The sequence below is a fragment of the Streptomyces thermoalcalitolerans genome, assembly GCF_039525155.1.
Lineage (GTDB): Bacteria > Actinomycetota > Actinomycetes > Streptomycetales > Streptomycetaceae > Streptomyces > Streptomyces thermovulgaris.
The window spans coordinates 175744-195981 of record NZ_BAAAHG010000002.1 but is presented as its reverse complement, the minus strand read 5'-3'; the positions used below and the strand labels follow the sequence as shown (position 1 = coordinate 195981).

General features: G+C 69.7%; 15 protein-coding genes. 8 read left to right on the top strand and 7 right to left on the bottom strand.

Translation table 11 applies throughout. The features are described 5' to 3' along the window. Positions 1–17: 17 nt before the first annotated feature. Positions 18–1781, bottom strand: coding sequence for an aspartate--tRNA ligase (gene aspS, locus ABD224_RS02295; protein WP_344046101.1), 1764 nt, complete (start codon positions 1779–1781; stop codon positions 18–20). Between the two features lie 311 nt (positions 1782–2092). Between aspS and ABD224_RS02290 the strand changes: the two genes are divergently transcribed. After that, a complete protein-coding gene (locus ABD224_RS02290) occupies positions 2093–4237 on the top strand; it encodes a SpoIIE family protein phosphatase (RefSeq protein ID WP_344046099.1) in 2145 nt (714 codons plus the stop codon). A 221-nt stretch (positions 4238–4458) separates the two neighbouring features. Here ABD224_RS02290 and ABD224_RS02285 read toward each other — a convergent pair whose 3' ends face one another. Both ABD224_RS02285 and ABD224_RS02280 read right to left on the bottom strand, forming a co-directional pair. Further along, a complete protein-coding gene (locus ABD224_RS02285; protein ID WP_344046097.1) occupies positions 4459–5436 on the bottom strand; it encodes a pirin family protein in 978 nt (325 codons plus the stop codon). Positions 5437–5601: 165 nt separating this feature from the next. Then, positions 5602–6084 (bottom strand): SseB family protein, encoded by a 483-nt coding sequence (locus ABD224_RS02280; protein WP_067398164.1) that lies wholly within the window; start codon positions 6082–6084, stop codon positions 5602–5604. A gap of 169 nt (positions 6085–6253) precedes the next feature. Between ABD224_RS02280 and ABD224_RS02275 the strand changes: the two genes are divergently transcribed. The 5 genes from ABD224_RS02275 (at position 6254) to ABD224_RS02250 (ending at position 13621) form a co-directional block, all read left to right on the top strand. Continuing rightward, positions 6254–8080 carry an acyl-CoA dehydrogenase gene (locus ABD224_RS02275; RefSeq protein WP_344046283.1) on the top strand — a complete coding sequence of 609 codons (1827 nt, stop codon included), beginning with the start codon at positions 6254–6256 and terminating at the stop codon, positions 8078–8080. Between the two features lie 110 nt (positions 8081–8190). Further along, positions 8191–9495 (top strand): M18 family aminopeptidase, encoded by a 1305-nt coding sequence (locus tag ABD224_RS02270; RefSeq protein WP_344046093.1) that lies wholly within the window; start codon positions 8191–8193, stop codon positions 9493–9495. A 529-nt stretch (positions 9496–10024) separates the two neighbouring features. Beyond that, positions 10025–10363: a hypothetical protein gene (locus ABD224_RS02260; protein WP_344046091.1), complete on the top strand. Its 339-nt coding sequence runs from the start codon at positions 10025–10027 to the stop codon at positions 10361–10363. A gap of 181 nt (positions 10364–10544) precedes the next feature. After that, on the top strand, positions 10545–11129 hold the full coding sequence (locus ABD224_RS02255; RefSeq protein ID WP_344046089.1) for a hypothetical protein: 585 nt from the start codon (positions 10545–10547) through the stop codon (positions 11127–11129). A 125-nt stretch (positions 11130–11254) separates the two neighbouring features. Then, positions 11255–13621, top strand: a complete 2367-nt coding sequence (locus ABD224_RS02250; RefSeq protein WP_425580902.1) for a hypothetical protein — start codon at positions 11255–11257, stop codon at positions 13619–13621. A gap of 65 nt (positions 13622–13686) precedes the next feature. Here the strand turns inward: ABD224_RS02250 and ABD224_RS02245 are convergent, their stop codons facing one another. Continuing rightward, positions 13687–15525, bottom strand: a complete 1839-nt coding sequence (locus ABD224_RS02245; protein ID WP_344046087.1) for an NHL domain-containing thioredoxin family protein — start codon at positions 15523–15525, stop codon at positions 13687–13689. A 125-nt stretch (positions 15526–15650) separates the two neighbouring features. Here ABD224_RS02245 and ABD224_RS02240 point away from each other — a divergent pair, with 125 nt between their 5' ends. After that, positions 15651–16145: an LURP-one-related/scramblase family protein gene (locus tag ABD224_RS02240; RefSeq protein ID WP_344046084.1), complete on the top strand. Its 495-nt coding sequence runs from the start codon at positions 15651–15653 to the stop codon at positions 16143–16145. Positions 16146–16270: 125 nt separating this feature from the next. On the opposite strand, the gene ABD224_RS02235 is transcribed toward ABD224_RS02240, so the two are convergent. Next, entirely contained in the window at positions 16271–17065 is a 795-nt protein-coding gene (locus tag ABD224_RS02235; RefSeq protein ID WP_344046082.1) for a carbon-nitrogen family hydrolase, read from the bottom strand. A 182-nt stretch (positions 17066–17247) separates the two neighbouring features. Here ABD224_RS02235 and ABD224_RS02230 point away from each other — a divergent pair, with 182 nt between their 5' ends. Further along, positions 17248–18072 (top strand): maleylpyruvate isomerase family mycothiol-dependent enzyme, encoded by an 825-nt coding sequence (locus ABD224_RS02230; protein WP_344046080.1) that lies wholly within the window; start codon positions 17248–17250, stop codon positions 18070–18072. Between the two features lie 97 nt (positions 18073–18169). Here ABD224_RS02230 and ABD224_RS02225 read toward each other — a convergent pair whose 3' ends face one another. Both ABD224_RS02225 and ABD224_RS02220 read right to left on the bottom strand, forming a co-directional pair. Next, positions 18170–19486 carry an MFS transporter gene (locus ABD224_RS02225; RefSeq protein WP_344046078.1) on the bottom strand — a complete coding sequence of 439 codons (1317 nt, stop codon included), beginning with the start codon at positions 19484–19486 and terminating at the stop codon, positions 18170–18172. After that, entirely contained in the window at positions 19483–20133 is a 651-nt protein-coding gene (locus ABD224_RS02220) for a GntR family transcriptional regulator (protein WP_344046076.1), read from the bottom strand. The genes ABD224_RS02225 and ABD224_RS02220 overlap by 4 nt, the downstream gene beginning before the upstream one ends. Positions 20134–20238: the final 105 nt, after the last annotated feature.

Below are 20238 nucleotides of genomic sequence, written 5' to 3'. Positions count from 1 at the left end.
TTCGCGGCGTGGGTGCCTTACCTCGGCTGCGGCTTGCGCACCGACAGGTGCAGTTCCTTCAGCCGCGCCTCGTCCAGCTCCGTGGGCGCCCCCATCATCAGGTCCTGGGCGTTTCCGTTGAGCGGGAAGGCGATGGTCTCGCGGATGTTGGGCTCGTCGGCCAGCAGCATGACGATGCGGTCGATGCCCGGGGCGATGCCGCCGTGCGGCGGGGCGCCGTAGCGGAGGGCGCGGAGCATGCCAGCGAACTTCTCCTCCACCGTCTCGCGGTCGTAGCCCGCGATCTCGAAGGCCTTGATCATGATCTCGGGGTCGTGGTTCCGGATGGCACCGGAGGACAGCTCGACACCGTTGCAGACGATGTCGTACTGCCAGCCCAGGATGTCCAGCGGGTCCTGGGTCTGCAGGGCCTCCAGACCGCCCTGCGGCATGGAGAACGGGTTGTGGGAGAAGTCGATCCCGCCGGTCTCCTCGTCCTTCTCGTACATCGGGAAGTCGACGATCCAGCAGAAGCGGAACACGTTCTCCTCGAAGTGGCCCGCCCGGCGCGCGGCCTCCACCCGCACCGCGCCCATGATCTTCGAGACCTCGTCGAACTCTCCCGCGCCGAAGAACACCGCGTGGCCGGGGACCAGCGCCAGGCGCTTGGTCAGCTCGGCGACGTTCTCCTCGGTCAGGAACTTCGCGATCGGGCCCGACAGCGAGCCGTCCTCGCCGACCCGCACCCACGCCAGGCCCTTCGCGCCCAGCGAGACCGCGAACTCACCCAGCTGGTCGAAGAACCTGCGCGGCTGGTCCTGGACCGCCGGCACCGGCAGCGCCCGCACGTGCTTGCCCGCGAACGCCTTGAACTGGGAGTTCTCGAAGACGTCGGTGACGTCGACGAGCTCCAGCGTGGCACGCAGGTCCGGCTTGTCGGAGCCGTACTTCAGCATCGCCTCGCGGAACGGGATCCGCGGGAAGGGGGACGTCACATGACGGCCGCCCCCGAACTCCTCGAACAGCTCCGTCATCAGCTTCTCGATCGGCTGGAAGACGTCCTCCTGCTCGACGAAGCTCATCTCGACGTCGAGCTGGTAGAACTCGCCGGGCGAGCGGTCCGCGCGCGCGTCCTCGTCGCGGAAGCAGGGCGCGATCTGGAAGTAGCGGTCGAAGCCGGAGATCATCAGCAGCTGCTTGAACTGCTGCGGCGCCTGCGGAAGGGCGTAGAACTTGCCCGGGTGCAGCCGGGAGGGGACCACGTAGTCGCGGGCGCCCTCGGGGGAGGTGGCGGACAGGATCGGCGTCGCCATCTCGTTGAAGCCCATCGCCGCCATCTTCTGGCGGATCGCCGAGATCACCGCCGTGCGCAGCATGATGTTGCGGTGCATGCGCTCACGGCGCAGGTCCAGGAAGCGGTACTCCAGGCGCCGCTCCTCGTTGACCCCGTCCTCGGTGTTGATCGTGAAGGGGAGCGGGGCCGCCGCGCCGAGCACCTCGACCTCGCCGACCTCGACCTCGACCTCACCGGTCGCCAGATCCGGGTTGACGTTCTCCTCGCCGCGGGAGACGACCTTGCCGTCGACGCGGATCACCGTCTCCTTGGACAGCTTGTCCAGCGCCTCGTACGCGGGCGTGCCGGGGCGGGCGACGAGCTGCGTGATGCCGTAGTGGTCGCGCAGATCGATGAAGAGGATGCCGCCCAGGTCGCGCCGATTGTGCAGCCACCCGCTGAGCCGGACGTCGGTGCCGACGTCAGAGGCACGGAGTTCGCCGCAGGTGTGGGACCTGTACCGGTGCATCGTCGTTCATCGTCCTTCGGTTCGGGTGGGGGCCGGGACGACTGTCCTCGGCGTGATCGGGCACGCGATCGGTCACGGCCCGGACCCACCAAGGGTACCGGCCGCCCGGCCCCGGCCCCCCACCCATGAAGGCGGACCCATGAAGGCGGACCCATGAAGGCGGACCCATGAAGGCGACCCCACGAGAGCGGCCCCACGAGAGCGGCCCCATGAGGGCGGCCCCATGAGGGCGGCACGGCACCGCCGCACGGGATCGCCCGCCCGCACATCATCGGTGGCAGCGGTCGAACACCTCTTCTTACAGTGGGCCCATGCGCACTGGTGAGCCCTTGCCCGCCGTCCGGGACGTACTCGCCGCTCTCGCGACCGGCATGTGGCGCTGGGACACCGCCACGGGAACGGTGACGGTCGACGCCGAGACCGCTCGACTGCTCGGACTGCCCCCCGAGCCGGCCGTCCTCACCGAGGCTCGGGTGCGGGCCCGTCTTCACCCGGCCGACTGGAACGAGATCATGGGTGTGGTGCAGCTCGCCGCCGCCGAGAACACCCTCGCCGAGGTACGCGTCCGGATCATGGACGAGCAGAACCGGATCATCCGGGTGGTGCGCAGCCGTTCCAAGCCGACCTACGACCGCCGGCGGAAGGCGTACGAGCTGATCGGCACCCTGCAGGAGGTCGCCGAGCCGATCCCGGGCTCCCCGGCCGGGCGCAGCACGGTCACCGGCGACTGGCGGCGCTCCCGCGAGGCGTTCCTGCTGGACGCCGGACGGGCGCTGGCCGAGGCCCGCTCCACGGCGGAGGTGCTGCGGGTCGCGGCGAACCTGTCGATGCCCGGGTTCTCGCCGGACGGCATGGCCGTCTTCAGAGTGGAGGGCGACCGGCTGACCGTGATCGGCCACCACGGGCACCGGCCCGGCGACGAGGCCCCCTTTCTGAACATGGCCCTGGACACGGACTATCCGGCCGCCGAGGTGGTGCGCACCGGACGGGCGGTCTATCTGTCCTCCCCCGAGGAGTACCGGTCCCGCTATCCGCTCACCTGGCCGCTCGCCCAGCGTTTCAACCGCCGGTCCTGGGCCTTTCTCCCGCTGATCGTCTCGGGCCGCACGATGGGCGCCTGGATGGCCGCCTTCGGCCACCCGGTGGCCTTCACGCCCGACGAGCGCTCGGTCCTGACCACGGTGGCCCGGATGCTCGCCCAGGCCCTGGCCCGTGCCGGCACCGCCGAGACCCAGCGGGAGCTGAGCGAGAACCTGCAGCGCTCGATGATGCCCTCGCTGGGCCCCGAAGTCCCCGGCATGGAGGTGGCCGCCCGCTACATCCCCACCGGCGGCGGCCTCCAGGTCGGCGGCGACTGGTACGACATGATCCCGCTGCCCAAGAGCACCTCGCGCTCCGGCACGAGGTCCGGGACGGACCGTTTCGCCCTGGTCATAGGGGACGTCCAGGGTCACGACGTACGTGCCGCGGGTCTGATGGGCCAGCTGCGCGTCGCGCTGCGCGCCTACGCCGCCGAGGGGCACCCGCCGGACGCGGTGCTCTCCCGCGCCTCCCGCTTTCTGTACGGCATGACCGACGACGGCGACGGTGACGGGGGCGACTGCGCCGACTCGCGCTTCGCGACCTGTCTGTACGCCGAGGTCGACCCCCACAGCGGCGTGGTGGAGATCGCTCGCGCGGGCCACCCGGACCCGGTGATCCGCATGGCGGACGGCACGGTGCTGCTGCGGCTGACGGCGGGCGGGCTGCCCCTGGGCATCGACCCGGACGCCGACTACCCGACCACCCGGTTCGCCCTGGAGCCGGGCGAGACGATGATGTTCTGCACGGACGGCCTGATCGAGACCGGCGGCCACGACCTGGACACCGGCTGGCAGCGGATCCGTACGGTCCTGGAGGAGCACAAGGGCACCACCGAGGAACTCGCCGACGCACTCGTCCAGGCCGTGCACGGGCCCTCCTCGCACTACACCACGGGGCCGCTGATCGACCGGCGCGAGGACGACATCGCCGTACTGCTGCTGAGCCGGCGCAGCGAGGCCAGGGCCCTCCCGATGGCACGGCGCACCCTGCTGACGGTCGCCCAGGCCGAGCCCGAGCGTGTGGCGGTCGCCCGGCGGCAGCTGCGCGAGGTGCTGCACGACTGGGCGTCCGAGGACCAGGTGGACTCGGCGGTGCTGCTGCTGTCGGAGATGCTCACCAACGTCCTCGTGCACACCGACGCCGACGCGCTGCTGCTGGCCGAGGTGCAGGGGGAGAAGGGCGAGCGGCGGCTGCGGGTGGAGGTCACCGACGCCGGCGACGACCTGCCGCACAAGCGCCGGCCCGGGGAAATGGCCTCCTCCGGCCGTGGCCTGGTGCTGATCGAGATGCTCGCGGACTCGTGGGGCGTCGTGCCGCGGGGGCAGGGCAAGAGCACCTGGTTCGAGCTGCACGAACGTCCGATGAGCGCGTGAGGACCGCCCACGGCCGCGGCACCAGGCGGGGGCCGCCCCGGAAAGCGCCGGGCCCGCCCGGGTCCGCCCGGGTTCGCCTGAAGCCGCCCGGGTTCGCCTGAAGCCGCCCGGCGGCACCGGCGATCCCCGGCGACGGCTGGCGGCGGCTGGCGGCCGCCGGACTTCCCTGGAGCCGCCCCTTTCGCCGGGCGGCTCCGGAAAGTCCGGCCGTCGTCCGTCCGTCAGTCCTGCGGGCCCTTCTCCGTCATGCCGTGGACCGCCGGAATGGTGCCCAGGCGGCCCTTGCGGAAGTCCTCGAACGCCTGCACGAGCTCTTCACGGGTGTTCATGACGAAGGGGCCGTAGTGGGCCATCGGCTCGCGGATCGGCCGGCCGCCGAGGAGGACGACCTCCAGGTCGGGCGTGCGGGAGTCCTGCTTCTCGTCCGCGCGGACGGTCAGCGAGGAGCCGGCGCCGAAGACGGCGGTCTGGCCGAGGTGGACCGGCCGGCGCTCGGTGCCCACCGTGCCGCGGCCGGCGAGGACGTACGCCAGGCCGTTGAAGTCCTGCCGCCAGGGCAGGGTGACCTCGGCACCGGGGGCCAGCGTCGCGTGGATCATCGTGATCGGTGTGTGCGTGATGCCGGGGCCCTTGTGGCCGTCCAGCTCACCGGCGATGACCCGCAGCAGCGCGCCGCCGTCGGGGGAGGTCAGCAGCTGGACGGAGCCGGCGCGGATGTCCTGGTAGCGCGGCGCCATCATCTTGTCCTTGGCCGGGAGGTTCACCCACAGCTGCAGCCCGTGGAAGAGACCGCCGGACATGACCAGGTGCTCCGGCGGCGCCTCGATGTGCAGCAGGCCGCTGCCCGCCGTCATCCACTGGGTGTCGCCGTTGGTGATGGTGCCGCCACCGCCGTGGGAGTCCTGGTGCTCGAAGACCCCGTCGATGATGTAGGTGACCGTCTCGAAGCCGCGGTGCGGGTGCCAGGGGGTGCCCTTGGGCTCGCCCGGCGCGTACTCCACCTCACCCATCTGGTCCATCATGATGAACGGGTCGAGATAGCGGTAGTTGATCCCCGCGAACGCCCGGCGCACCGGGAAACCCTCACCCTCGAAGCCGCTCGGCGCGGTCGTGACGGCGAGCACGGGACGGGCCACGGCATCGGCCGGGGCGGTCACACGGGGCAGGGTCAGCGGGTTCTCGACGGTCACTGCGGGCATGTCGGTTCCTCTCCTGTGCGCCCATAATAGTTGAGCGTTGAACTTTCTGCCGGTTGCAACAAAAGGAGCCCGGGGAACATTCCTCCGGGCTCCGGACGCCGAGCGCGCCGCCCCGCGGGGTCGATCGTCCGCACGGCGTGACGTCTCACCTCTGACGCCTGACGTCTAGCCGTACATCCGGCGCATCGCGAATTCCACCATCTGCTCGACCGCCTTGGCGTCGAACACGATCCGGTGGTCACCCTCCATGTCCAGGACGAAGCCGTAGCCGGTCGGCAGCAGGTCGATCACCTCGGCACCGGTGATCACGAAGTACTTGGACTCCTTGCCCGCGTACCGCCGCAGCTCCTTGAGGGAGGTGAACATCGGGATCACCGGCTGCTGGGTGTTGTGCAGCGCGAGGAACCCGGGGTTGTCCCCGCGCGGGCAGTACACCTTGGAGGTCGCGAAGATCTGCTGGAAGTCCTCCGCGGTGATCTGCCCCGTGGTGAAGGCGCGCACCGCGTCCGCGAGCGAGGGCGGCGACGGCTCGGGATAGAGCGGCGCCTGCTGGCCGTACCCACCGACGCCACCGGGCATCTGCTGCTGCGGGGGGACGTAACCCTGCTGTGCTGCCCCATTGCCCATCGGCTGGCCGTATCCGTACATGCACCACAGCGTACTGACCCCGACGAGGACTGAGTCACAGTGACCCGGATCAGGGTTGCTTCTTATTACCGGCGGGTAGCATCATCGGAGCTACTGGTTGGTATACGAACCAACGTGAGCCGAAAGCGAGGAGTCAGTGCCTCGCGAGTCATCGACGGGAGCCGTGGCCATGGGGCACTACAAGTCGAATCTCCGCGACATCGAATTCAACCTGTTCGAAGTCCTCGGGCGGGACGAGCTGTACGGCACCGGCCCGTTCGAGGAGATGGACACCGAGACCGCCAAGAGCATCCTCGAGGAGCTGGCCCGTCTCGCGGAGAACGAGCTGGCCGAGTCCTTCGCGGACGCCGACCGCAACCCGCCGGTGTTCGACCCCGAGACCAACACCGCGCCGATCCCGGAGAGCTTCAAGAAGAGCTACCGGGCCTTCATGGACTCCGAGTACTGGCGGCTCGGTCTGCCCGAGGCCATCGGCGGCACCACCGCCCCGCCCTCGCTGATCTGGGCGTACGCCGAGCTCGTCCTGGGCGCCAACCCGGCCGTGTGGATGTACTCCTCCGGCCCGGCGTTCGCCGGGATCCTCTACGACGAGGGCAACGAGGTCCAGAAGAGGATCGCCCAGATCGCGGTCGAGAAGCAGTGGGGCTCCACCATGGTCCTCACCGAGCCGGACGCCGGCTCGGACGTGGGCGCCGGCCGCACCAAGGCGATCCAGCAGGAGGACGGCTCCTGGCACATCGAGGGCGTGAAGCGCTTCATCACCTCCGGTGAGCACGACATGGCGGAGAACATCCTCCACTACGTGCTCGCCCGCCCCGAGGGCGCCGGCCCCGGCACCAAGGGCCTGTCCCTCTTCCTCGTCCCGAAGTACCTCTTCGACTTCGAGACCGGCGAGCTGGGCGAGCGCAACGGTGTCTACGCCACCAACGTCGAGCACAAGATGGGCCTGAAGGTCTCCAACACCTGCGAGCTGACCTTCGGCGACAAGCACCCCGCCAAGGGCTGGCTGATCGGCGACAAGCACGACGGCATCCGCCAGATGTTCCGCATCATCGAGTTCGCCCGCATGATGGTCGGCACGAAGGCGATCTCCACCCTGTCGACCGGCTACCTCAACGCGCTGGAGTACGCCAAGGAGCGCGTCCAGGGTCCGGACCTGGCGAACTTCATGGACAAGACCGCGCCCAAGGTCACCATCACCCACCACCCCGACGTGCGCCGCTCGCTGATGACGCAGAAGGCGTACGCCGAGGGCATGCGCGCCCTCGTCCTCTACACCGCCTCCGTCCAGGACACAATCGCGGTCAAGGAGGCGAACGGCGAGGACGCGTCGGCGGAGCACGCGCTCAACGACCTGCTCCTGCCCATCGTCAAGGGCTACGGCTCCGAGAAGGGCTACGAGCAGCTCGCCCAGTCCCTGCAGATCTTCGGTGGCTCCGGCTTCCTGCAGGAGTACCCGATCGAGCAGTACATCCGCGACTCCAAGATCGACACCCTGTACGAGGGCACCACGGCGATCCAGGGCCAGGACTTCTTCTTCCGGAAGATCGTCCGCAACCAGGGTGCCGCGCTGAACGCGCTCGCCGAGGAGATCAAGAAGTTCCTGGCGCTCGAGACCGGCGGCGAGGAGCTGGCCGGCGCCCGCGAGCACCTCGCCAAGGCGGCCGTCGAGCTGGAGGCCGTCGTCGGCCAGATGCTGAACGACCTCGCGGCCACCGAGCAGGACGTCAAGAACATCTACAAGGTGGGCCTCAACACCACCAACCTGCTGCTCGCCGCCGGTGACGTGGTCGTCGGCTACCTGCTGCTCAAGGGCGCGGCGGTCGCCCTCGAGAAGCTCCCGTCGGCATCGGGCAAGGACAAGCCGTTCTACCAGGGCAAGATCGCGGCGGCGAAGTTCTTCGCGGCCAACGTCCTGCCGGGCGTCACCCTGGCGCGCAAGATCGCCCAGAACGTGGACCTGGAGCTGATGGAGCTGGACGAGGCCGCGTTCTAGTCCCCGGCCGGTCTCCCGGCAACCACTGTCCTCACGAGGGTCCGCTCCCGCCGACGGGAGCGGACCCTCCGCGCGTCGTTGGACCCTCCTTGCGTCGTTAAGGTGAACCCATGAGTACACGCCAGCGCTTCGACCGCGGCCACACCGACGATCTGATGTCCTTCCTGGCAGCGAGCCCATCGCCGTACCACGCCGCGGCGAACGCGGCCGAACGGCTGGAGAAGGCCGGATTCCGCCGGGTCGCCGAGACGGATGCCTGGGACGGCACGAGCGGCGGAAAGTATGTGCTGCGCGGCGGGGCGATCGTGGCCTGGTACGTCCCCGAGGGTGCCGCCCCCCACACCCCGTTCCGCATCGTCGGCGCCCACACCGACTCCCCGAACCTGCGGGTCAAGCCGCTGCCCGACACCGGGGCGCACGGCTGGCGCCAGGTCGCCGTGGAGATCTACGGCGGCCCGCTGCTGAACTCCTGGCTCGACCGCGACCTGGGTCTGGCCGGCCGGCTCACGCTCCGGGACGGCTCCAGCCACCTGGTGAACATCGACCGCCCGCTGCTCCGCGTCCCCCAGCTGGCGATCCACCTGGACCGCTCGGTCACCACGGAGGGCCTCAAGCTCGACAAGCAGCGTCATCTGCAGCCGGTGTGGGGGCTGGGCGACGACGTCCGCGACGGCGATCTGATCGCCTTCCTGGAGCAGGAGGCCGGAATCCCCGCGGGCGAGGTGGCCGGCTGGGACCTGATGACCCACTCCGTGGAACCGCCCGCCTACCTGGGCCGGGACCGCGAGCTGGTGGCGGGCCCCCGCATGGACAACCTGCTGTCGGTGCACGCCGGCACGGCGGCGCTGGCGGCCGTGGCGACCGGCCCGGGGGCGGCGGAGCTGCCGTACATCCCGGTGCTGGCCGCCTTCGACCACGAGGAGAACGGCTCCCAGTCGGACACCGGCGCGGACGGCCCGCTGCTCGGAACGGTGCTGGAGCGTTCGGTGTTCGCACGCTCGGGGTCGTACGAGGACCGGGCGCGCGCCTTCGCCGGCACGATCTGCCTGTCCTCCGACACGGGGCACGCCGTCCACCCCAACTACGCCGAGCGGCACGACCCGACCCACCACCCGCGCGCGGGCGGCGGCCCCATTCTCAAGGTCAACGTCAACAACCGCTACGCCACGGACGGTTCGGGACGCGCGGTCTGGGCGGCGGCCTGCGAGAAGGCCCAAGTCCCCTTCCAGTCCTTCGTCTCCAACAACTCCATGCCCTGCGGCACGACCATCGGCCCCATCACCGCGGCCCGGCACGGCATCCGCACCGTCGACATCGGCGTGGCGATCCTCTCCATGCACAGCGCCCGCGAACTGTGCGCCGCGAACGACCCGTTCATGCTGGCGAACGCCCTGGCGGCCTTCCTGGAGGGCTGACCCGGAGGGCCGAGAAAACCGACCGCCGAGCCCGTGAGGGCCGCCTCCGCATGGTCACTTCGCCTTCGGGTACCAGGGGTTGACCGGAAGGAACCGGAACGGACCAGAGAGCGGACCGGAACCACCGAACGGACACCGCCAAGGAGGCGCCCCTCATGGGGCATGGGATCCCCCTGCTCGAATGAAGCCGAGAGCTCGGGGGAGAATGCACCATCTCCATGGTCGTGGGGCCATCCTCGCGTTCGCGACCAACTGACACCTGCGGGGCGTCCCCCTCGACCTGGTCAGCATCAGCATCATCCTGATGGCCGTCGGTCTGACCGGCGTGACGACGTTCACCAGCATCGCGCACAGTCGCCGCATGCTGGTGCCTCCCACGACAGCAGTCGCCGAAGAGGACCGCCACCCATCGCACGCGCGACGGCTGCAACGATAGGTACGGCGTCTGAGAGTTGGGGGCCATCTGCTCGCCAGGCGGCCCCAACTATTCTCTTCATAACCTGATACTAACTCAGTAATATACTGAGTCGTGGACTTCACAATTATCAAGCACGCAGTCGAAGTTGATCACGGCATCAAGCGCTTGTCGATGCGCTTCATCAAGAAGCACGCGGCACCGGAGCGAGCCCGACTCAGCACCGAGCTGTGTACTCAGATCAGTGAAGAGCTCGAACGGATCGGACTCACTACGTTGCCTCGCACGCTGCCGCGTTCCGAAAACGAGTTCGTCTGGGTCGTCCAGCGAGACAGCCTCCTCGGTGAGGTGGTGGCCGTCGCCACTGTACTGACGAACTTGGACGTGTTGGGCGTAAGCCCAGTACCACAACTTTTTGACAACTACCCAGGTGCCAAGCAGGCGTTGACGTAAAGATGAGCCGGTCTGCGACGTCTGCAAGCACCCGTCTACGTCGATGATCGTATTTACGCCTCAGTAAGCCACCCAAACCGCACGGACTCCAGGGGTGCCTCCCTAAAACTCCATCTGCAACCGGAGTTTCAGCTGCTACTGTGCGGCCCAAAACAAGAACGCCAGCCAAAAGGAGGTGCCCGTGGAGACATCGATATTGATCATCGGGATGAGTGGCAAGCTGCCGGAGCGGTGGGCCGCCATCCTGGATCTGGCCGTCAGCGAGATCCCGCTGGTCACCCAGCAGCTGGACTGCGCCACGGGTGACTGGCTGAAAAAAGCCCGCGCGCGGCCTTTACCACATCCCAGCCGACTTGTCAAGGGAAAATGGCCGCTCCGAGTCAGCACCGGCTCCCCCCGCGGCGACCGGGCCCTTAGCGCGCTGCTGTACCGACGGATCGCCGATATCCTGTCCACTTTGCCCAGGACAATGACAGCGGTCCATCTGAGCAAGTGTCATATCCACCAGACCCCGGACCACTTGCTCGACTTGTGCGCCAAACTCCTTGGCAGGCGGCCCTCCGCGCTCGTCGTCCTCGTCACCTCGCAGGGCGTCCAGTGGCACCAACTCACCCCTGCGGGCCCTGACCCACAGCAGCTCACGCCCGATTCGATCCCCTGCACCGAGTCCGAGATCGAATCGCTGCTGACACTTGCTCGGCTGGCCGCCTACGAGTGCCACCGTCGCCGTTCCAGCCTGCCGGGCATGACGTTCTTCCGCATCTGAGATCGCGGCCCCACGTACATCCAGGCCAACAGCCCGTGGGGCCGCTGCTTTACGCCATCAGCCCATTACGGGGGCGAGTTCATACCGCTCGCCCCCCCCGTACCCAATTCCAGAGGATCCTTCCCATGTCCAGTGACTTCTCCACAGTGTCCCTCGACGTTTCCTGGGGCAGCGAAAACGTCCACGTCACCAACGTGCCCCGCCGCCTCCCCCCTGACTCCACGCAGGCCCACGTCCGTACGGTGACCGAGGCAGGCCAGGCCAACCCGAGCGTCCGGCTCCCGGACGGCGCCTGGGAAGCCATTGCACGAGCCACGCCTCGCCCTGACGCGCTCGCGGTCCAGCTCCGCCCCACGCCGGACGAGCCCTCGGGGCTTCTGATGGTCGAGAACGTCGAGGGGGCCACCCTCCGGTCGGTCGTCACCCGGGTGTTGCTCAGCGAGCTGTTCCCCGGTCCCCAGCCCCGCACGGGCATGGAGGTCTCAGAGATCGCCGACCCGCAGGTGCACGGAATTGTCCACGACGGCCGTCCTGACGCGATCGTGCAGTACCGCTACCGGGACATCAACCACCTGCGAGACCACGTATGGCAGACCATCCACGCAACGCTGTGCTTGAACAGCTACGCGACGTCCATCCTCACGCGCTCCGTCACCCGCAATCTGATCACCCATCCAGTCGAAATTGCCTTCGAGGACGGCACAGAGTCGTTTCACGTGCTCGCCGTCCGTGACGGCATCACTCGGCTCGCCAGCGCCTGGGCAGTCCTTGCCGGGGAAGACGCGGACCCCGCTGAGACAGCAAGCCTGGCGAGGGACGTGCTGCTCGGCGAAGCCGTCACTTGTGCCCCCGGCGAAAAGGGTCTCGGACAGCGCCTCGCTGAAAGCCGGGCTCGTTGGCGGCAGAAGCTCCGGGAAAAGTTCGATACCGAGATGAGCAGCGCCGCACCGGGGATCCGGGCCGCTCAGATCGCGCAGTCATATATCGTCCCGGCCCAGATCGCCGTGGGTGTCGAAGGGCACGAGGGCCAAGTGCTCTCCCCCGAGGACATTTTCGACGATGCCATCCGCTCTGTACTCGCCTCAATCCACGTTGAGTTCAAGCAGTGGGAGCCGGCAGCCCAGAACGTCGAGGTCATCACCCGCGCTCTGAAGCGGATCATCCAGCAGGACGACCCTCGCTGGAGCACCGCCGAACTGCAGGCTGTCTACGGCCTGGCCGTCGGCCGTATTCCGGTGACGGAGCTTCCGCAGGTCTTCGGTGGTGCCCAGTCCCCGCCCGCCACCGCACTGTGGCGGGCGGTGTACCTGGTCAACGCCCTGACCCAACCGGATCTCCTGGATCTGCTCAAAGAGCAGGCCAAGACCATCAAGGGCGATCGGCGGATGAGCGTGAAGGGGCTCAGTGGGCTGCTCGGACCGATCATCGACTTGCCCTGGCGTGCCAAGAAGAAGCTCGTCACCAAGCAGGCGCGCAACGCCTGGAACAATGGCGGTGTCCTCTCGGAGGACGTCACCAAAGGCTGGAAGCCGGTGCCGACCGAGGACTTCACCACACTGATCAAGCCGGCGATGAACGGGGACAACGACGCCCGGTGCACTCTGGCGGTGGCCGGCGGCGTGGCGCTGATCGCCGACAAGCTGCTCACCCGGAACGTCGGCTCCTCCCTGGGCGTCCGGAAGGAAAAAGGCGGGGTACCGTTCCGGGCGGACGTGCACAAGGTCATCGAGGGGCTGTCCCGTCCGGACAACGAGTTGGGCCTGTGGACCCTGGCGTTGGCCGCCAACACATTCCGCAGCGACAGCCTGCCCCAGAACTCCGTGCCCAAGCAGAGCCTCACGGGCAAGGACCCGGCCTCCTCCGAGGAGTCTCCGTACGTCTACTTCAAGGTCGACCTGGACGCCGAGGACCACATCGCCCGCGACAACGACGGTGTGCCAGTTCCGCTGTACGAGTGGGACGTTGTCGCAGCCTCCGATCCGGAGCGAGCCGCGCGCATGGCGCCGGCGAAGACGTCCGCTGCCCTGACGACCACGTCAGTACCGCTCACGGCACCGTCGGCGCCGAACGGTGACACCCCGCCGCCGGAGGAGGCCGGGGCAAAGAACGGAACGCCCCTCACCGGCGCATCCGAGAAACCATCCGGCACCGAGGGTGCCGGAGCGCCCCTGTTCCAGTACGGCACCGAAACCCAGGACGCCCTGCCTCTCCCTAACCCTCGGGAGAAGGAGACCCCGGCGCCGCCCAGCCAGCGCGCTGCCGCTCACCGCAAGGCCCTCCGCCTCGGGGTGCAGGCCGCCCGGGACGCCCTCGACCATCTGCATGAGCTGGAGCCCGAAGTGGGGGGCCACACCCCCATCGTCCCGGTGGACCAGCTGAACGACCTTCACCAGCTGCTCGTCGGCATCCTGACCGACGTGGAGAACCTGCGCCGCAGGGTCACCGAGCAACAGGCACAGGAGGACGGTGAGGAGGAGGCCGAGGAAGCCTAACGAGGAGGACCCGGAGGCCTGATCCGGCCTGGTGCCTGGTACGGCGGGGTCTCCGGGCCCCCTCGCTAGTTCTGTCCCGGCATGGACGGCTCGTCCATGCCGGCCAGGACCAGGGGCAGGCGGTTCGCGCCGCCCTCGATCAGCCGGACCGGGACGCCCCAGTCCTGCTGGTGCACATGGCAGGCGGGGTACTCGTTCGCCGGGTCGTCGTCGCAGGACGCGGCCATGGCGGAGACGTGCAGGACGCCCCCCGGGACGTCCGGGTCGAGCTCCAGGGTGCGGGACAGGTCCGTGCCCGTGCCCTCCCCGGAGCGCAGCAGCTCGGGCGGGGTGGAGGAGACCAGCAGACGGGTGGACGGGCCGTAGCGCGTGTCCAGCTTCTGGCCCGCCGGGGCCTGGAAGATCACGTCCAGCCGGAGTGCGCCGGGCGCCACCTCCGTCGCCTCCCGCTGGGTGCGGTGGGCGGCCCCCTCGACCCGTACCGCCTCCTCCGGCAGACGCAGCCGGGTCAGCCGGTGCCGGGCCGACTCCACCACCACGATGTCCCCGCCGACGAGCACCGCGTCGCTGGGCTCGCGCAGATCGGTGGCGAGCGTGGTGACCTCGCCGGTCGCCGGGTCGTAGCGGCGCAGGGCGTGGTTGTAGGTGTCGCTGACGGCGACCGAGCCGTCGGGGAGGGCGGTCACGCCCAACGGATGCTGGAACAGGGCCTGTCCGGCGGAGCCGTCCCGGTGGCCGAAGTCGAACAGGCCGGTGCCGACGGCCGTGTGGACGGCACCGTCGAGATCCACCCAGCGCAGTGCGGACGTCTCGGAGTCGGCGAGCCACAACCGGTCGGGCGTGGCCGCGAGCCCGGAGGGCTGTGCGAACCAGGCCTGGTCGCCGGGGCCGTCGACGAGTCCTTCGTTCGTGGTCCCGGCGGTGACGGAAACGGTGTCGTCGGCCGGGTCGTACGCCCACAGCTGGTGCACACCGGCCATGGCGATCCACACCTTGCCGTTCCACCAGGCCACGTCCCAGGGCGAGGACAGGTCGACCTCGCGGGCCGGACCGGACGTCGCGGACCCCTGCCACCACTGCCGGCCCGTTCCGGCCAGGGTGGTCACCTCGCCGGTGGCGAGGTCGAGGCGGCGCAGCGCGTGATTGACCGTGTCGGCGACGACGACCGACCCGTCCTCCAGGAGGGCGAGTCCCTGCGGCTCGTTGAAGGACGCCGTCCGTGCGTCCCCGTCGGTGAATCCGCGTGTCCCGGACCCGATCCGCCGCACCACGGTCTCGCCGTCCTCCGCCAGCTCCACCAGCTGGTGCCGGGTGGTGTCGCTGACCAGGAAGGTGCCGGACGGCAGCAGCAGGGCCTTGCCCGGGAAGCGCAGCGTGGTGGGTTCCGGCTCCGGCGGCACGTACGGCCCGTCCCCGCGCCGCAGCGTGCCCTTCGCCTCGTGCTCGGCCTCCAGCTCCTCCACCAGCCGTTCGATCGCGTGCGCGTGCCCCTCGCCGGCGTGCTGCGCGACGACGTACCCCTCGGGATCGATGACCACGAGCGTCGGCCACGCACGCACGGCGTACTGCTTCCAGGTGGCGAGTTCGGGGTCGTCCAGCACCGGATGCTCGACCCCGTACCGCTCCACGGCGTCCACGACCGCCTGGTGGTCGGCCTCGTGCACGAACTTCGGCGAGTGCACCCCGATGATCACCACGGTGTCCCGGTGCTTCCGCTCCAGCTCCCGCAGCTCGTCGAGAACGTGCAGACAGTTCACGCAGCAGAACGTCCAGAAGTCCAGGATGACGATGCGGCCTCGCAGGTCGGCGAGGGTGTACTGCCTGCCGCCCGTGTTCAGCCAGCCGCCCTTGCCGATCAGCTCGGGGGCACGGACACGGGCACGTCGGGGTGCTGAGTCGCTCATGGCACCAGGGTGCCACCGTTTCGCGGCCCTTCTCCGTCCGGCCCCGCCGGCCGGGCGCGAGACGGCGTTCGGCCCGTCGGACCACCGGCGGCGTTTCTGGGACGGCGCCGGGGAAGCGGTGAGGCATGAGATTTCTTGTGCGGGACCGGACCCTCGGCATCGGTGACGACTACTGGATCGAGGACGAGCACGGCACCAAGGTCTTCCTGGTCGACGGGAAGGCGCTGCGGCTGCGGGACACCTTCGAGCTGAAGGACGCCCAGGGCCGGGTCCTGGTCGACATCCGTCAGAAGATGTCCGCCCTGCGGGACACGATGGTGATCGAGCGGGGCGGTGAGCCCCTGGCGAGGATCCGGCGCAAGCGGCTGTCGCTGCTGCGCAACCACTACCGGGTGTCCCTGGTGGACGGCACCGAGCTCGATGTCAGCGGCAAGATCCTCGACCGGGAGTTCGCCGTCGAGTACGACGGGGAGCTGCTGGCGGTGATCTCCCGGCGCTGGCTGAGCGTCAGGGAGACCTACGGCGTGGACATCGTGCGGGACGACGCCGATCCGGCCCTGCTGATCGCCGTGGCGGTGTGCGTGATCCACATGGCGGAGAGGGAACGGGACGAGCGGTAGACACCCGGCACGGCGGACGTCCGGCACAGTGGCCGCTCGGCACGGTGAGCACGGCGGACGCTCGGCACGGCGAGCACCCACCCCGACGAGCACCCACCCCGGCGAGCACCCGGCACGGCCCACGCTCAGCGGCGCGGCGGCTCCAGGCCCAGGACCCGGTCCTTCAGGGCCGGGAACTGTTCGCGGGTGGCCGTGACCCTCGCCGGGTCGAGATCGGCCGTCAGGACCTCCTCGCCGGGGCCCGCCTCGGCCAGGACCTCGCCCCAGGGATCCACCACGATCGAGTGTCCCGCCTGCGGAACCCCGGCGTGCGTCCCGGCCGTCCCGCAGGCGAGGACGAACGCCTGGTCCTCCACCGCTCGCGCCCGGGCCAGCAGCGTCCAGTGCGCGCGCCGGCGCTCGGGCCAGCCCGCCGGAACCACCAGGGTCTGGGCACCGGCGTCGACGAGCCCGCGGAAGAGTTCGGGGAAGCGGAGGTCGTAACAGGTCGCCAGGCCGAGGGTCGTCTCCGGCAGACGCACCGTCACCAGGTCCCGGCCCGCGCTCATCAGCACGGCCTCGCCCTTGTCGAAGCCGAAGCGGTGGATCTTGCGGTAGGCGGCGGCCAGGTCGCCGGAGGGGGTGAAGACGAGGGAGGTGTTGTAGAGAGGTCCCTCGGGATCGCGTTCGGGGATCGAGCCCGCGTGCAGCCATACGCCCGCGTCGCTCGCCGCCTTCGCCATGGCCTCGTACGTGGGCCCCTCCAGCGGCTCGGCCTCGCGCCCGAACTCCTCGAAGGCGAAGGCCCCGGTGGTCCACAGCTCCGGCAGGACGACCAGATCGGCGCCGGCCTGCTCACGGACCAGCGCGGCCGCCCGCCGCCGCCGCGATTCGACTGATTCGCCCTCGTTCACGGCAATCTGGATCAGTGAAACGCGCACACTACCACCGCCCTGGCACTCGACTTTCCCCGGGGGGCCTACGATCGTCACACGAAAGCACTGCCGGGGCGTCTTGGAGCAGCGTAACTTAACGCCTCAGGACGCCCACCGACTGCAGCCACCTCCCGCTGGCAATGCCGAGACAACCTGCCCGTGTACCAACCGCCGAGGGGTACTGTTCCGTGAGTCTGCATCCCACCCTCCAGCCCTACGCCGATGCCTGGGCCCACTCCGTCGAGGCGATATCCGAGTTGGTGCAGCCCCTTGTGGAGGGCGACTGGAACCGACGGACCCCGTGCCCCGGCTGGTCGGTCCGTGACGTGGTCTCGCACGTCATCGGCATGGACTGCGAGATGCTGGGCGACCCGCGCCCCATTCACACGCTCCCGCGCGACCTGTTCCACGTCACCACCGCGCACCAGCGCTACATGGAGATGCAGGTCGACGTCCGCCGTCATCACACGGCGCCGGAGATGACCTCCGAGCTGGAGTACACGATCATCCGCCGCAACCGTCAGCTGCGGAACGAGTCCCGCGACCCCGGCACCAAGGTGCGCGGTCCGCTCGGGGTGGAGATCACCCTCGAGGAGGCCATGCGCTACCGCGCCTTCGACATCTGGGTGCACGAGCAGGACCTGCGCACGGCCCTCGGCCAGCCCGGCAACCTCGACTCGCCCGGCGCCCATGTCACCCGGGACTACCTGCTGGACGCCCTCCCGGAGGTGGTCGCGACCCGGGCGGAGGCCCCGCGCAGCTCGGCGATCGTCTTCGACGTCCACGGCCCGGTGGAGTTCCTGCGCACCGTCCGTGTCGACATCAAGGGCCGCGGCACCCTGGAGACGGCCCCCGCTCTCGGTCCGGTCGTGGCCCTCTCCCTCGACTGGGAGACCTACGTCCGCCTGGCCTGCGGCCGCGTGACCCCGGAGGCGGTGGCGGACCGGGTGAAGACGGAGGGCGACCAGGACCTGGCGGCCGCCATCCTGAAGAACTTCGTGGTGACGAAATAGCCACGGGCAGGCGTGCCGCCCCAACGGCACGGGGGGCGCAACGGCCCCCCGAGCGAGGCAGGCGGAGCACCCCCGCCCGCACCGGCGCGGGACGCCGTCACGCAGGAACGTGCATCGTCTGCACCCTGCTGGCGACCATCCGCTCCCGCTCCCGCCGAGCCGCTCGCCCGCGCAGCCGCAGGATCTGGCTCACGCCGAGCGCCTGAAGAACGAACACCGCGGAGAAGGCGGTCGTGTAGTCGCCCCCCGTCCCGTCCAGCAGCACGCCTGTCGCGAGCAACGCCGTCATGGAGGCGATGAAGCCCCCCATGTTGGTGATGCCGGAGGCAGTCCCCTGGCGCTCCGGCGGATTCGCCGGCCTCGCGAAGTCGAATCCGATCATCGAGGCCGGCCCGCACGCACCGAGCACCACGCACAGCACCACCAGCAGCCACATCGGCGCCGGCCCACCGGGATGTGCCAGGGTCGCCGCCCACATGACCGCGGTTCCCGCGACCGTGCCGAGCACCAGCGGCAGCCGCGCCGCGTGGTGCCGGGCGACGATCTGCCCGTACACCGGGCCGACGACCATGTTGGACACCACCACGAGCGTGAGCAGCTCCCCGGCGGTCGTCCGGGTGAGCCCCTGTGCCTCGACGAGGAACGGCAGTCCCCACAGCAGCAGGAACACCATCGCCGGGAACTGCGTGGTGAAGTGCACCCACAGCCCCAGCCGTGTCCCCGGCTCCCGCCAGGCGGCGGCGATCTGCCGTCGTACGGACGCCGCGCCCCGGTGCGGCGGCGGCTCCGGCTCATGGCCCTCGGGGTGGTCCTCGAGGAACAGGAGCACCAGCGCCAGCACCACCACTCCGGCCAGCGCGCTGCCCGTGAAGGCCGCCGTCCAGCCCACCGTGTGCAGCAGCCGGGCCAGCACCAGCGTGGACACCAGGTTGCCGGCCATGCCGGCCAGCGCGGCGAACTGGGCGATCAGCGGCCCGCGCCGGGCGGGGAACCACCGGCCGCCCAGCCGCAGCACGCTGATGAACGTCATGGCGTCGCCGCAGCCCAGCAGTGCCCGGGCGGCGAGCGCGGTGCCGTACGACGGCGAGAGCGCGAAGCCGAGCTGACCGGCCGTGAAGAGGACGGCGCCGATGGCCAGCACCTTCTTGGTGCCGAGCCGGTCGACGAGCAGCCCCACGGGTATCTGCATACCGGCGTAGACGAGCAGCTGCAGGATCGAGAACGTCGACAGCGCCGAGGCGCTCACCTGGAAGCGCTCGACGGCGTCGAGGCCGGCGACGCCCAGGGACGTACGGAAGATGACGGCGACGAAGTAGACGGCGACGCCGACGCCCCAGACGACGAGGGCACGCCGGCCGCCGGGCGGATCGCCGGGCCGGGAGACGGGCGCGGCGGAACGCGACGGAGCACTCACCGGGCCTCACCCCGCGCCAGGTGGGAGAACCAGCTGATGTGCCGGTGCACGGCGTCGACGGCCGCCTCGGCGTCCCCGGAGCGCAGCGCGTTCAGGATCTCCTCGTGCTCGGCGAGCGTCTTGGCGACCCGGTCGGGGTGGGAGTGCATGACGGCGACGCCCATGCGCAGCTGGCGGTCGCGCAGCTGGTCGTACAGCCGCGACAGGATCTCGTTCCCGCCGCTGCGGACGATCTCGGCGTGGAAGCAGCGGTCGGTGACGGCGGCCTCGGCGAACTCGCCGGCGGCGGCCTGCCTCTTCTGCTGCTCGAGCAGTTCCTCGAGGCGCTCGACGAGCCCGGGCGGTGCGGGTACGGCCTTTCTGACCGCGTGTTCCTCGACCAGTTGCCGGGTCTCGACGACATCGGCGATCTCCTGGGCGGAGACCGGCAGGACGAGGGCTCCCTTCTTCGGGTAGAGCTTGAGGAGCCCCTCGGCCTCCAGCCGCAGCAGCGCCTCGCGCACGGGCGTGCGCGAGACCCCGACGACCTCGGCCAGCTCACCCTCGGTCAGCAGGGTCCCGCCCTCGTAGCGGCGGTCCAGGACGGCCTGCTTGACATGGGTGTAGACACGGTCGGCGGCGGGGGGTTGCTTCACGGCCAGGCTCATGCCCACAGGATAGATACAACAGGTACCCATGGCGTATTCCGTCCGGCATACGGACGACGGACGCGTCGGACGGCTCTCCGGAAAAACTGTCCCCGCAACCGCACA